Raw genomic sequence first — 13,908 nt, forward strand, 5'->3', positions numbered from 1 at the left:
AAACTTGATTCCAGATTTACAGCGAATTCGCGACATTGACGGATTTCCTAATAACTTCAAACATAGAATATTTAGCAATGTAGATGATTATTTCTATATGAGATCATCGCTTAATGAAATAAGGAATATTTCCCCTAATTTCACTAAAAAGGATTATAACAGGCTGTCTCGAAACTATGCCCGATCGTACATTTGGACTAGAAGCCTCATAATCTTTATATTTTTTACAGAACTTAATCCAGTGTTCTACCACATTTAAAAAGTACGATCAAAAGCAGCAATTTTTACTTCCGTTAAACCTAGAAGAAGCTGGAAATTGGCCTTCTATAGCTTCTCCAGGAATTGAAGTATATTGATTCTTAAATATAGAAGTATTTTTGAGTTAAGCAGTTCTACAGTAACTTCATGGTTGTATTAGCCAATTATTTAAGAATAATGAATTAGAATTATCGCTTTCATTATTATTTTCTTCTTTGTCAATAAGAGAGTTGTGCTGCATAAAATAGTTTATAATAACAATGCTTACTAACGTTCGGCCCAACTTTTAAAACTGTACTTTAATTTTGTTTTAAATTATAATTTAATTTATATATTTGAACACTCATATTGATTTTCACGTTTTTCTGAAGCTCTTCTCTTTCCTATATCTATTTCTCTCGCCCACCTTATCCATGCTTGCATAGAATTATTTATACTGGTGTTGACTAACACAATAATTGAACATCTTAACCAAAAACCGATTACAAAAACATGATATTTCATAACATTTTCAATACCTTTCATCCAAAAATACAGGAAGCTCTCAAAACTCTTGGTTTTACAAAACCCACAGAGCCTCAGGAGAGGTCATTTCCTCACATAATGGATGGAAAGCATACTCTTTTGATAGCTCCTACAGGTTCCGGCAAAACCGAATCAGCCGTGCTGCCTGTTTTTAACAGTATCCTGAAAAAGAAGCGAGAAGCCAGAAAGGGGATATCAGCCCTTTATATAACTCCTTTGAGGGCCCTTAATAGGGATATGCTTTCTCGCATTGAGATCCTCGGGAAGTTACTCGATATCAAGGTTCAGGTTCGGCATGGGGATACTCCACAAAGTGAAAGGCAGCGCCAGTCAAGAAACCCTCCTGATGTACTGATCACAACCCCTGAAACCTTGCAGGCAATGTTTACTGGCTCTCGTCTGCGCCAGAACCTCGAAACTGTAACCCATGTCGTAATAGACGAAATCCATGAGCTTGCAGGTTCAAAACGGGGTGCTCAGCTCGCTGTCGGGCTTGAGAGGCTTGTGGAAATCTCAGGGGAGTTTCAGAGGATCGGACTTTCTGCAACAGTCGGGAACCCCTGGGAAATTGCTAAGTTCCTGGCAGGCAATGGAAGGGATTTCACTGTAATTGAGGTAGCCCTGTTGAAGCTGCTTGAGTTTGATGTGGTCAACCCTCAAGTTTCAGTCGAGGGGGAGATCCAGGATAAAGAAGTCCTGAAAATTGCCAAAACAGTAGGTTGCGAGCCCGAATTTGCATCTCACCTGCTCTGCATCCGGAAAATTATGGAAGATAGCCAGTCAACTCTTGTTTTTGTAAATACTCGGCAGAGTGCCGAGGCTCTGGCTGCCGGTTTCAGGAAACTTGGGACATCCATAGGTGTGCATCATGGGTCGCTTTCTTTTGAAGCCCGGGTGGAAGCTGAGGAAGCTTTCAAATCCGGAGCCCTGAAAGGTCTCATCTGCACCTCGTCAATGGAGCTTGGAATCGACATCGGAAACGTCGATCAGGTGGTCCAGTACGGGTCTCCTCGTCAGGTTTCAAGGCTGCTCCAGAGGGTAGGAAGAGCAGGGCATAAGTTGCATTCGATTTCACGGGGCACGATAATTTCTATGGAAGTTGACGACACTGCAGAAAGTATGGCAATTACAAAAGCTGCACTAGAAGGCAGGGTTGAAGAGGTTTCTCCGCATATAAAATCTCTGGATGTCGTGGCAAACCAGATCGCAGGCATGGTTATGGATTTTGGCGAGGTTGATATTGATAAAATTCTCAGGATTCTTCGGCGGACGTACCCATTCCGGGATCTGCAGCTGGAGGAACTGCAAAGAGTTGTGGGTCAGATAGGAGATTACAAACTTGTCTGGCACGAAAAAGGCTCAAACGTGCTGAAAAAACGGAGGAAAAGCTGGGAATACTATTACGAGAACCTGTCCATGATTCCAGATGAAAAGAAGTACGAGATCTACGATATTGTTAGCGGGAAATCGGTCGGCGTGCTGGATGAAGCTTTTGTCGTGAATTTTGCAGAACCGGGCGCCGTTTTCATAACGAAAGGGTACATGTGGCGGATTGTTGAGATGCCAGACCGCGAGCAGGCAAAAGACAGGATCAAAGTCGAGCCTGTGGAGGGCATGGGAGAGGTTCCAAGCTGGACCGGCGAAGAAATCCCTGTGCCTTTTGAGGTAGCCCAGGATGTAGGAAAGCTTAGAGCGGAAATTGCAGCCTTTATCCGCGCAGAACTTGACGACGAAGCCATTGCTGAAAAGCTCAAGGCAGAATATCCCGTAGCAAGGAACGCCGTGCTCGAACTGATCCGCCTGGTGCGCGAGCATGTAGAAGGAGGCTTCCCCCTGCCTGACGCAGATACAATCGTGATCGAAGACGAAGGAGACGCTGTGACTTTGAACGCTTGTTTCGGCCATAATACAAACGGCACCCTTGCTCGAGTCCTGACCTCGCTCCTTTCAGCCCGTTTTGGGAGCAGTGTCGCCCAGGAGGTAGACCCGTACAGGATTCGGATGACCCTTCCACGCCGGGTAGGCCCTATGCAGATTCGAGATATGCTGCTTTCCCTTCGCCCTGAACATGTTGAACCGATCATAGAAATGACCCTGAAGAACACGACTCTGATGAAATGGAAAATGGTCCACGTGGCCCGAAAATTCGGAGCCCTGTCCCGGGACGTTGACTACGACCGGATAAGCATGAAAAAGCTGCTGGAAATCTACCAGGGTTCCTCGATGTACGATGAGGTCATTCGGGAAATCTTCCACGACCTGCTTGACGTCCCGAGGACAAAAGAAGTCCTTACAAGACTTGCAACCGGCAAGATTTCAGTCGAAGTTTCCCAGCCAACCCCAATCGGTTCAGCTGGCTTTGCAATGAAAAAAGACCTGGTCGCGCCGGAAAAAGCCGACCGTTCAATTGTGCTTGCCCTTAAAGAACGCATTATGAATGACAGAATCGTTTTATTCTGCACGAACTGCAAGAAATGGACCTCCCGCCGGCAGGTCAAGAGTGTACCTGAAGAAATCGTTTGCCCGGTCTGCGAATCCAGGATGATTGCAGCCCTCAAACCCTGGGAAGAAGAGGAAATCAACCTTGTCAAAAAACAGGCAAAAAAGGTCAAAGTCTCCTCCGAAGAAAAGAAACGGATACAGAGAGTTTACAGAAATGCAAGCATAGTCCGCTCGCAGGGAAAAAAGGCAGTTATTGCGCTTGCCAGCCGTGGAATTGGGCCTGATACGGCATCAAGAGTCATTGAAAAAATGAGGGTAGACGAAGAGGCGTTTTACAGGGATATTCTGATTGCGGAGAGGAATTATGTGAAGACGAAGAAGTTTTGGGAATGAAGGGTGAAGGATTGGCTCAGGCAATAAGATATATGTTTGACTTTTCTTCTTCTGTGTATCTGTGAATAACTCCTATCTTTTTTCTAACTAATGTTGATATTGTTTAATTTCTTGATTTATTTTGATCAAGTATTGTATACGATAGTTTCTGATTTCATATTCTATAGATTATATTTGTATATAATTGAATAGATATTAAAAACTCTCTTTCTCCGGTGAGGTCATTTTTATTGGAAAGCTCCGAATTGGGTGTTTGAAGGAGATGAACAATTCTAACAATTCTGCGGATCTATTAGAAGGCTTTGAATCATTGAAAAAAGGGGATTACAGTAAGGCTATTTCAGAGTTTGAAACAGCTATGAAAAGTACAAAAGTTGGTGTTAAATGCAAAGCTAAAATAAACATAGGAATTTGTTTATATGAACTTCAAAAGGAGACTGAAGCTAGAGAATATTTAATGGGTTCGTTAAAAATAGATAAAAACGACAAAAAAGATTTAAACTACAATACAGGCTTAGCATACTTTTATCTCGAAAATTATCTGAAATCTATTCTGTATTTTTGTTTAAGTGATAATCCCCTAAAAGATCTTAAAATTGGGCAATCATATCTTGACTTTTCAAATCTCCTTGATAGGTTGGTACAGAATAAAAAGCAAAATGAGTCCAAGAAAAATAATTTATATGAATCGATTTTAGATGAGTTAAAAGTAAAAGATTCAAACTTAGATAATTTGATCTCGAAAAGTAAAAGCATTGATCCGGCTTATGAATGTAAAGCCGACTATCTTACTTTGCTGAAGTCTATCAAAGGAATAATTTCTGAACTAAAAAGTAAAAGTTTTGATTCTTTGGATAAATCATTTGAAGATCTAATTTTAAGAACACATCATTTGGGTATATAGTATCTAGAAATTGGTAGAAAAAAAATTAATGATGAATTTGTGGAAACTGTTAATAAAAATTTTAATAAAAATTTTTGTAAAAATAAAAATCTTTGCAATTTTGACCAGTTTAAAGTGGATAAAAAATATGTAGAGAATTATATAAAAAAGAACTTAGATAAACTTCTCTACAATCTGGGGATTGCTTATTCCGGTCTCGAAAATAACGAAAAAGCTATAGAAGCCTTTAATCTTTCCACCAAGGTTAACTCAAATTATGCTCTTGCTTACAACAATAAAGGTAATATTTTTGTGAAAATGGGAAAATATGGAAATGCAATAGAAGCATACACAAAAGCCACAGATATAAATAAAAAATATTCTATCGCATATAATAACCGAGGTCAGGTTTATTTTAATATTAAGGACTACAAAAAATCTCTTGAAGACTTTGACAACGCTATTGAATCAAATCCATCAAATTACAACGCCTGGACTAATAAAGGCGCAGTCTTTTTTTATCAAAAAGAGTATGGAAAAGCGAAAGAAGCTTTTGAAAAGGCTCTTAAATTAAAGCCTGATTACGCTTTAGCAAATGTTTATCTTGCTAAGATTTTTCTGTATCTTGGGAGCTCCGAGCTCTCATATGAAAAGATCAACAAAGCACTTGATTTTGATATAAGAAATGCTGATGCATGGAGACTGAAAGGCCAGCTCCAGCTTAAAGATAAAAAGTATGAAGAGGCTGTCGAATCTTTTGACCATGCATTTCAATACTCAAAGGTGGATTTATTTCTTGTACTTTGGAAAGCTTACGCTCATTATCTAGAGGTGCTTGATCAAGAGTCTCTTTCGAGCGAGAATAAAGAAGAAAAACCACAGGTTGTGTGGTCTCGTGAGACTAAATCTATAGATGAAAGAGTTATAGATGTCTCCAAAAAGGTGATTAACTCTCTACCCCTCAAACCAAATAATTCTCAATCTTCAAATAGATCTTCCGACAAAAAGGAGGATGAAAATTCTAAATTTAAAAATGAGCATTATTCAATCATTCGGGAACTGGAAATGTACTCCTCTGTTTGTTGTAAGGGAAAGGAGATTCCCAGTCACGTTGTACTGGATATGTTAGCCGATTTCTTCTTTTGGGTAAAAAAGAATATAGAACTACTTTTTTTACCTATTTTTAGGTATTTTTTAATTAAATCCATCTCTTTCAAGATCATAGAAGAACATTTCAAATTAATAAATTCAACTTTAGTCAAGATTAAAGGAAAATATTTGAAATCAATAAATTCAACCTTAGAAAATTATGAACTTGAGAATGTTAAGTCTTACGTTCTATATCTCTTAGGATGCCTTTACTATAAAGTAGGCGACTATTTCGAGGCTAAAATTTACCTTGAAGAGTGCATAAAACAGGGTCCAAAACATATAAAAAAATCTGCTTCTCCACTGTTTGATTATATTTCAACCAACTATATACGGTCTCCCTGGTGGACATGGTGGTTATCTTCCCCCACTTATCACTGGACAAAAAGAGTTATTTTTACCTTTTCTTCATTTGGATTTATTGTTTTACTGTTATTCCACCCATTTATATATTCGATCTTATTCAAATTTATCTATTTAAGTCAATTTAAGGATTTTTTTATAGAGACAAATATTACTTCCAATATGACCAATAATATTACTTCCAATATGACCAATAATACAACTATTCCAAAAAATCTTACTGAGACTATCACTGAAAATAAATCGGTCTACAATAATACGCTCACTAAATCTAATGAAATTTTCGTGAATTTTGATTCTTTCCCTGTAAACAATATCCTATATTATGTACTTGTTTCGATTCCCATTTTCATTTTGTTTTCTCCTCACATCTCAAAGCTTACCTTCAAAACTCCACCTGTAGAAATGGAGATGAAAAGCCCAAAGGACTTTGAGTTTATTTTATATCCGTGTTTGATGGATGACGTTGTAAGAAAGATAGATGATATCCCTGAAAGCTAATTGTTCTACTACTGTTTTCAAAACTAAAGTACGACCTTCAAGAAATGGACCTCCCGCCGGCAGGTCAAGAGCGTCCCTGAAGAAATCGTCTGCCCTGTCTGCGAATCCAGGATGATTGCAGCCCTCAAGCCCTGGGAAGAAGAGGAAATCAACCTTGTTAAAAAACAGGCAAAAAAGGTCAAAGTCTCCGCCGAAGAAAAGAAGCGGATACAGAGAGTTTACAGAAACGCAAGCATAGTCCGCTCGCAGGGAAAGAAGGCGGTTATTGCGCTTGCCAGCCGGGGAATTGGACCTGAAACGGCGTCAAGGGTGATTGAAAAATGAGATTGGACGAAGAGGCGTTTTACAGGGATATTCTGATTGCGGAGAGGAATTATGTCAAGACGAAGAAGTTCTGGGAATGAAATTAAACTTTATTAGGACTTACGCACTTAAAATACAAAATCAAGCACATTCGGCTTTGTGACTGATTTAGCATTTTATACAGTTGAAGGTCTAATGCTGTTAATTTTTAAGTTCACCGGCGTAGGTCCTATTTATTAATTGTATAAATAAAAATGATTTTAAGCCACTATTTTATGAAACACACTTAATCTCGTAAAAAATGCTAAAGGATATATAACACTGGGCACGTAATTTTTCACGATGTCTGCGGTAAATATTAATCCGAACTTCTTTAATCATGATGCACAAGCTGGAGGTTTTTTTCCCGTCACACACATAAATCCGGGTTTTGACATAGATGCATTCATCTCTGGGCCTGGCAAAAATATGTTAGTCGAAGGTATTAGGGGAACAGGCAAAACCCATGTTCTTAAAATGATTTCTTCAAGATGCATTGATCGTTATCCTGAGAGAAAAATTTTACCTATTTATATTTCTTTAGCCAAAGTTTCTGAATGGCAAGGAAGTGATATCCGTCTCTTCCGTATTCAATTATATGCTAGCATTGTAACAAGTACATTATCTATCATAGAAAAAGAAAAGGCTAGAATTGCGGTTCAAAAAAGAGAAAATGGAACAGCTATTGAAACTATAAAAAGAATGTTTGGGTTAAAAGGCGAAAATGATATCGATGAACTAATGAAGAGAATTAAATCTCTCAATGATACTTTAATTGGGCAATTAACCTATATTCCAGATAAGATTCTGAATAAAACGAAAGCCGAAAGTCAGGTGAAATCTAGTTTTTCAGCTGGTGAAAAAGTTCAGGTAACATTAGAAGACTTTTTCGCAAACCTAAATGAAAAAGAAGTTCAGTATGTCGGCAAAACGTTAGCATACGAAAATGCTGCAGGATTTATTATTGAGTTTTTTAGACAATTAAAACAAATCTTGAATTATAACTATGCTATTCTTTTATTGGACGAATGTTCTGAAGCTTCAGAAGAAGCTCAAATAGAAATATTCAGACTTCTTAAATTGATAAGAGGCGCATTTACTTCTGATATGGAAACTAATTATGTTTACTTTTTTGCTTCAGTTTATCCTCCTTATGCAACGAAGTATCCCTCGAAAACAAAGGGTGTTTCTTTCAATTTTGAGCCCGGACAAGATGCTGGTGTTGAATACTTACAATTAGATGAATTGTCAGATGAATATGAAGCTTTTTTTCATGAGCTTACAAGAAAAAGATTAGAATATGTTTTTGGAAGGTATGTTACAGATCCAATTTCCGAGATATTCGAAAATGAGAAGGCATTTTTATTGGCAGCTTATTGTGCAAACGGGATACCTCGGAGGTATTTAGAGATTTTAAAGCAGGGTTATGACAACTTGTGCCAAAGATCTGGTTCTGAAAAAGAACTTAAAAAGATTTCACAAAAAGACGTGGAGTCTGCAGTTCAGACTATTGCTGCGGGTCAAATCCTTGCTCAAAATAAGCTAGATGATGATGACTTCAAAATAATTGAAGAAATTAGCAAACGAATTCGAACCCGAAATAAGAAGACCGAAACAGAAAATAAAGATAAGCCTGAGCCGATCCCTGCAAATGTGTATTTTACTATTAGTAGATCTCAATTTAGTAAACTGACTAATCTTTTACTTCAGGGTTGCATTCATGATAAGGGAAGAACGAGACTGAGAAAATATTATAAAGAAGAGGGCGCTCACGGTATTTTACTTATGCTTGATTTATCTTTAAGTCTTTATGATGGCGCTGTGGACAAAAGAAGAGCTTTAGATATATTTAAACAGGATCTCAAAGACAACGCAAAAAGTGGATACCTATACTGTCAAGACTTTGATTTAAATCAATTTGATTATTTAAAACACAAATAAGAGAATTATTTAAAAAATTTCTTACAACCTGCGATGAATATTCTATCTGTTTTGGAATCGAGTTTTTTGATGAAATTCCTTGCAGGCGTGTCCAGAAAAAATTCAAACATATTAGAGTCCCAGTTCTTTCTTGAACTCAGAAAGGGATGTCAGTTTTTCTTTTTTCCGGTGCTCATAGCTTTTATCTACGAGCTTTCTTTCCTTGTCAGTGAGTATACAATCTATATCTACCATATGCTCTCTTCCGCCTGTCAGTTGTTTTTTGATAGAATCGAGTTCCTTTATTTCATATCAGTATAACTTTAAATGATCAGAAACAAAATATACTGACATGGAAAATGCTGCCCGGCACAAAGATTTGTTCGAAAAAATCTCTTCATTCCTTGAAAAAGAAGGAGCAACGAAAGTAGCTGTTTTTGGCTCTTATGCAAGAGGAGAAGAAAAGCCGGAAAGCGATATCGATATTCTTGTGGAATTTTCTGAAACTAAAGGTCTGTTAAACCTTGTAAGAATTGAAAGGGAACTCTCAGAGTTAATTGGAGTGAAGATCGATTTGCTCACCGAAGAATCAATAAGTCCATACCTTATTGATGGAATTAAAAAGGAAGCAAAAGTGATCTCGGCATGAAAAAGTGACTTGGTTTACCTCAGCCATATCCTGAATTCAATTGAACGTATTGAAGAATATACTGAATATGGAAAAAGACGATTTTCTATCCAGAAGCCTGGTTCAAGACGGAACGATCAGGCAAATCGAGATTATAGGTGAAGCTACCAAAAACTTATCCAAGAATCTTCGGGACAAATATTCCCACATTCCCTGGAACAATATTGCAGGCATGCGAGATAGATTAATTCACCATTGTTTTGGCGTCGATCTTAAGGCAGTCTGGAGTACTGTGAAAATTGATATTCCTACTTTGAAAGATGAGGTTCTGGCTATACTCGATGATCAGGAGACTGAGAAATAATCAAAGTCTCAACACTTTGCTTTTTAATAACTTTGATCCTTATCCTGTGTCTCATTCTACTAATTTGAGCCATGTTGTGGTGGAAATATAATAAAAAAATGATCAATACACGCTTATTTCTGATTCAGAAGTCTCAATATACACGCTTTCTCAAAAATTTCCCATAAATTATATCGAATATAAAAAATAATGGAAATCTTATAATACATCCATTCCTAATTTATACAGTCATAGTTGGACTTTTAGGGGCGTGTATATGAAGAAATACATCTATATTATATTGTTTATTCTGGTAGTTGCACTGATTGTTAGAGGTTTCGCTGGATCACAAAACGATGAAAACACTTCTCAGATTCGACCAAATTCACCGCTAAATACCTTCAAGTCAGCCTACCAGGACATTGCATGGGGAACTAATGTTCAGAAGCATTTGAAGATACTTAAAACAGACTTGGACGGTGTATCCAACGCTACAAACAATTCTGATTATACCACGCTCGCAGTTTATGCACAACAAATAGTAAATGATACTCAGAACGCCACTCAGGAAAATGATCAATATACCGTATCTCCCAAACTCCAAGATGCGCAGAATGAATGGCGGGAGTCTCTTCAGGACTATAATTCTGCAGGTCAGTTTTTGTTGCAGGGAGCAAATGAAGCGAAAAATGGTACTGGAGGGCTTGAAAATTTTCAAAAGGCCAGTACATTTCGCAATTCCGGTACAGATCATCTTAAGAGAGCTTCTGAGTTAGCAGGAATAACATAACACTTTTCTTTTTGAAGCATGGAAGAGGTATTGAAAAACTGTCGCCCCTACCCGGGGTATAATCATTAAATAAAAGTGTTTTTATATAATACTGTTTTGTTGTAAAAATAGCTTTTTTGCTTGAATCCGACTTTCGGCAGGTAAATTATGTTTTTTCTTAATATTCTGATGATCACGTTTTCGCTGGAGACTTTAGCATATATACTCTTTATTTAATTTCCTGCACGGGCTTCATAAGGCTTAGGTAGAATCTAAGCGCTTCTAATCTGTGCTGATTAATAGAAAGCTCGCAGTTATTATTCCTATAGATAAATAAACTTCAAAACGGCGGCTTAATTGGAGAATTCGAGGAACCTGGGGCGAAAATATAATAAAAAGATATATCTATCCGGGTTCTGTTGATTTACAGGTAGCTTTCGGATACGTTGACAGGTTTAGGCTGCTAAATATCTTTTTTCGTGTATCTTGGAAAAGCCGCGCTTCAGCGCAAAAAACAAACATTTTAAAATAATCGCCTTTTATTAAATATTAATATGCTAATTCTTATATATTTTTGGATATATGTTTTTATCACCATAAATTGCTTGTTTGATAAGCAGTTGGGCTAAAAAACTAACAAAATTGGACAATTAATTGTTTAAGTTCAATTTAGATCCAGCTTCTTATTTTACTTAATGCTGTACCTCAAGTAAATAAGTCTATTAATAAATACTAGGAAAATCCAGGAATCAGGATTTACAAAATAATGGGTTGAGAATAAATGAAGTGGGGGAGTAAATCATACATAGGATTTTTAGCTTTTATAACTCTTCTCTCGCTTATAATTATCTTTTCATATAAGTTCGTATCTACGCCATCATCTATTGACTCCCATACAGAATATGCATATGTACCAAACGGAAAAAGTGACAATTTATCTGTAATTAATACAACCACAAACGAAGTTGAATACTGTGCGGATGTAGGAGATGATCCAGAAGGAGTTGCAATCGCCCCTGACGGAAAAAAGGTATATGTGACGAATAGTTACCTTAATACTGTTTCTATAATTGATACAGCAACAAACAAGGTTGTAGCAAAGGTGCCTGTAGGCGCCAATCCTATGGGAGTTGCAGTTACCCCGGATGGAAAAACGGTGTATGTAGCGAACCATTACAGCAGTAATGTTTCTGTGATTGATACAGCAACAAACAATGCCAAATACCATTTAGATGTACAAATCTATCCTACGGGAATTGTGGTCACGCCTGATGGAACAAAGGTATATGTGGCGAACCTGCGCAGCGGCACAGTTTCAGTGATAGATACAGCATCCCTCAGTGTTTTAAAACATATAGATGTAGGAGTCAATCCTTATGGAGTTGCAGTAACCCCGGATGGATCAAAAGTATACGTGACACATGATGATAGCGATAAAGTATCTGTAATTGATACAACAACCAACGTTGTTGTTGCCCAGGTGGAAATCAATACAGGTAACAATACAGAAAAAAGGGTAGAATTATCTCCTCACGGCGTTGCAGTCAGTCCTGATGGGACAAAGGTATATGTGGCGAACCATAAAAGCCCTAACAGAGGAATTTCTGATACTCCTAGAGGCAGTGTCTCTATAATTGACACAGCAACAAATAAGGTTACAGATATCATACATGTAGATAAATGTCCTTGTGGAATTTCAATCAACAAAAATGGAACAAAGGTATATGTGGCAAATAGTGACAGCGATACTGTCTCCGTGATTGACACCGCAACAAACAAAATTACTGCCACTGTGCCTGTAGGAGATATGCCTTCTGCCTTAGGTCAGTTTATAGGTTCTCCTCCAAAAGTTCCTGAGCATAACCCTATTAGGGAATCTATCAATAGTGTCATTGAATCAATTAGTAGAACCATTTTCAGAATTAATGAAGTCATTAATGGTGTTGAAGGATTGATTATTGGAATCATTAGTACTGTTTCTTATGGGATATTATTAGACTCCATATCTCCGAGCGTAACAGAAATATTAGAGCCTAGAGTCAGAAAGAAATTAAAACCTCTATTAGATAAGATACTTAATAAAAAACAGCTCTAATTACTGAAAGTACAGAAAAAGAAAATAATTATCTATCCATGTTCAGGATGGAACTATCAGAAAAATTTAGACAATAGATGAACAAAATAACTCTCAGTTGCTCATTTTCCAGGCTCTATAATTTTCCAGTTCATCTTTAATAAAATTAAGTGCAAAAGCAAGCACAGCGACATCATCCACAAATCCGATTAAAGGAAAGATATCTGGAGCAATGTCAACTGGACTTATGAGATACAGAAAAGCGAGGATTAGCACTAATGCTGTCTTCTTTGGAAGTGGGTATTTCCCTTTAAAGGAATCTAGTAACATAGAAAACAATAGTCCTAAATAATCCCAAATTTTTCTGAAATCTGCTGAACGATAACGATAGTCTCTTACTTCTTCAGGAAAACCCAGGCTAGTATCAGAAGCTTTGTTTGGACTGATATTAAAATGTTCAAGATTAGCGTCAATCTGCTTCGTTCTGACATTATTGACTTTATCCATAATAATCCTCCAGTTTTATATTGAGTAAAATATAGGGAATTTTTATATTAATTACTCTATTGAACCTCATTTCTCTTTTTTGCATCAGTTAAGGTGATCAATGGTTGTTCCATAAAATTGAGATTTACCTTTCTAAGATGGTACCATTAAATTCAGTATACTTTTCCAAGAAAATATGACCACAGGTTAACAGGTAAAAAACATATTAGGCCGCAGTAAAAATCAAAAATGCTGTCATTATCTGATATACTGTCATTATCTAATATGCTTCATTATCTAATATGCTTCATTATTTAATCCGAAACAATTTAGAAACAATTTAATTATTGAAAACCCGAGATACCGGATTTCTTGATTTCTAGCTTGACAGTCCCGAGACTAAGTGGTTTAACGTGCACCTGATAAATTCCGTTTTCTTTCACGGAAAATTCCGGACGGTAAGGGAGATAGCTTTTTCCGGAATGTGTCAATACAAATGTACTTTGGAACGCAATATCGGAACCTTTGCTTATCTTCACATCTATTTTCTCGGGACCATTAGGATTCTCAATCCAGAGTTTATAATGTACACCTTCATTCAGTTTAACCTGGAAATCCGACTCCTGAGATACGGACTCTGAAATGACAGTATCTTCACGTCCCTGAAATGAAGCAACCGTATAAAATAAAACGATCAATATATAGAGCGGTATAAGACTCCTGGACTTTTTTGGCTGTTCTGGCATTTTTCTCCCCCACTCGACAGCTTAAGTGATCAGATAACTTGCATCAATCGCTTTCATTGAAAGATATTCTTGATGCATTTTTTCTT

Annotated in this window: 11 protein-coding genes and 1 pseudogene; 9 read left to right on the forward strand and 3 right to left on the reverse strand. The window is 37.2% G+C overall.

The window, feature by feature from the left end:
* Positions 1–750: 750 nt before the first annotated feature.
* From BP549_RS03125 to BP549_RS03145, 5 genes and pseudogenes are all read left to right on the forward strand, one after another.
* Entirely contained in the window at positions 751–3,618 is a 2,868-nt protein-coding gene (locus tag BP549_RS03125) for a DEAD/DEAH box helicase (protein ID WP_292378061.1), read from the forward strand.
* A gap of 262 nt (positions 3,619–3,880) precedes the next feature.
* Positions 3,881–4,522: a hypothetical protein gene (locus BP549_RS03130; RefSeq protein ID WP_292378063.1), complete on the forward strand. Its 642-nt coding sequence runs from the start codon at positions 3,881–3,883 to the stop codon at positions 4,520–4,522.
* A 39-nt stretch (positions 4,523–4,561) separates the two neighbouring features.
* Positions 4,562–6,514: a tetratricopeptide repeat protein gene (locus BP549_RS03135; protein WP_292378065.1), complete on the forward strand. Its 1,953-nt coding sequence runs from the start codon at positions 4,562–4,564 to the stop codon at positions 6,512–6,514.
* 30 nt (positions 6,515–6,544) lie between these two features.
* Positions 6,545–6,918 (forward strand): annotated as a pseudogene (locus BP549_RS03140) (helicase); the annotation flags it as partial.
* 241 nt (positions 6,919–7,159) lie between these two features.
* Entirely contained in the window at positions 7,160–8,797 is a 1,638-nt protein-coding gene (locus BP549_RS03145) for a hypothetical protein (protein WP_292378067.1), read from the forward strand.
* A 111-nt stretch (positions 8,798–8,908) separates the two neighbouring features.
* On the opposite strand, the gene BP549_RS03150 is transcribed toward BP549_RS03145, so the two are convergent.
* Positions 8,909–9,031, reverse strand: a complete 123-nt coding sequence (locus BP549_RS03150) for a hypothetical protein (protein ID WP_292378069.1) — start codon at positions 9,029–9,031, stop codon at positions 8,909–8,911.
* Between the two features lie 97 nt (positions 9,032–9,128).
* Here BP549_RS03150 and BP549_RS03155 point away from each other — a divergent pair, with 97 nt between their 5' ends.
* From BP549_RS03155 to BP549_RS03170, 4 genes are all read left to right on the forward strand, one after another.
* The gene (locus tag BP549_RS03155; RefSeq protein ID WP_292378072.1) at positions 9,129–9,425 is read left to right on the forward strand and encodes a nucleotidyltransferase family protein; all 297 of its coding nucleotides are present in this window, start codon (positions 9,129–9,131) and stop codon (positions 9,423–9,425) included.
* A 67-nt stretch (positions 9,426–9,492) separates the two neighbouring features.
* Positions 9,493–9,768 carry a DUF86 domain-containing protein gene (locus BP549_RS03160; RefSeq protein ID WP_292378075.1) on the forward strand — a complete coding sequence of 92 codons (276 nt, stop codon included), beginning with the start codon at positions 9,493–9,495 and terminating at the stop codon, positions 9,766–9,768.
* 256 nt (positions 9,769–10,024) lie between these two features.
* Positions 10,025–10,537, forward strand: a complete 513-nt coding sequence (locus tag BP549_RS03165) for a hypothetical protein (RefSeq protein WP_292378078.1) — start codon at positions 10,025–10,027, stop codon at positions 10,535–10,537.
* 760 nt (positions 10,538–11,297) lie between these two features.
* Entirely contained in the window at positions 11,298–12,611 is a 1,314-nt protein-coding gene (locus BP549_RS03170) for a YncE family protein (RefSeq protein ID WP_292378080.1), read from the forward strand.
* Between the two features lie 93 nt (positions 12,612–12,704).
* Here the strand turns inward: BP549_RS03170 and BP549_RS03175 are convergent, their stop codons facing one another.
* Positions 12,705–13,097, reverse strand: a complete 393-nt coding sequence (locus tag BP549_RS03175; protein WP_292378083.1) for a YkvA family protein — start codon at positions 13,095–13,097, stop codon at positions 12,705–12,707.
* A gap of 323 nt (positions 13,098–13,420) precedes the next feature.
* Positions 13,421–13,822, reverse strand: a complete 402-nt coding sequence (locus BP549_RS03180; RefSeq protein ID WP_292371755.1) for a hypothetical protein — start codon at positions 13,820–13,822, stop codon at positions 13,421–13,423.
* Positions 13,823–13,908 lie beyond the last annotated feature (86 nt).

This window comes from Methanosarcina sp. UBA289 (genome assembly GCA_002496565.1).
Classification (GTDB): Archaea; Halobacteriota; Methanosarcinia; order Methanosarcinales; family Methanosarcinaceae; genus Methanosarcina.

What these genes read in the sequence shown, in the direction of transcription:
- BP549_RS03170 (WP_292378080.1), top strand. Translation starts at nt 11,298, where the DNA reads ATGAAGTGGGGGAGTAAATCATACATAGGATTTTTAGCTTTTATAACT.
- BP549_RS03160 (WP_292378075.1), top strand. Translation starts at nt 9,493, where the DNA reads ATGGAAAAAGACGATTTTCTATCCAGAAGCCTGGTTCAAGACGGAACG.
- BP549_RS03165 (WP_292378078.1), top strand. Translation starts at nt 10,025, where the DNA reads ATGAAGAAATACATCTATATTATATTGTTTATTCTGGTAGTTGCACTG.
- BP549_RS03175 (WP_292378083.1), bottom strand. Translation starts at nt 13,097, where the DNA reads ATGGATAAAGTCAATAATGTCAGAACGAAGCAGATTGACGCTAATCTT.
- BP549_RS03130 (WP_292378063.1), top strand. Translation starts at nt 3,881, where the DNA reads ATGAACAATTCTAACAATTCTGCGGATCTATTAGAAGGCTTTGAATCA.
- BP549_RS03145 (WP_292378067.1), top strand. Translation starts at nt 7,160, where the DNA reads ATGTCTGCGGTAAATATTAATCCGAACTTCTTTAATCATGATGCACAA.
- BP549_RS03180 (WP_292371755.1), bottom strand. Translation starts at nt 13,822, where the DNA reads ATGCCAGAACAGCCAAAAAAGTCCAGGAGTCTTATACCGCTCTATATA.
- BP549_RS03125 (WP_292378061.1), top strand. Translation starts at nt 751, where the DNA reads ATGATATTTCATAACATTTTCAATACCTTTCATCCAAAAATACAGGAA.
- BP549_RS03150 (WP_292378069.1), bottom strand. Translation starts at nt 9,031, where the DNA reads ATGGTAGATATAGATTGTATACTCACTGACAAGGAAAGAAAGCTCGTA.
- BP549_RS03155 (WP_292378072.1), top strand. Translation starts at nt 9,129, where the DNA reads ATGGAAAATGCTGCCCGGCACAAAGATTTGTTCGAAAAAATCTCTTCA.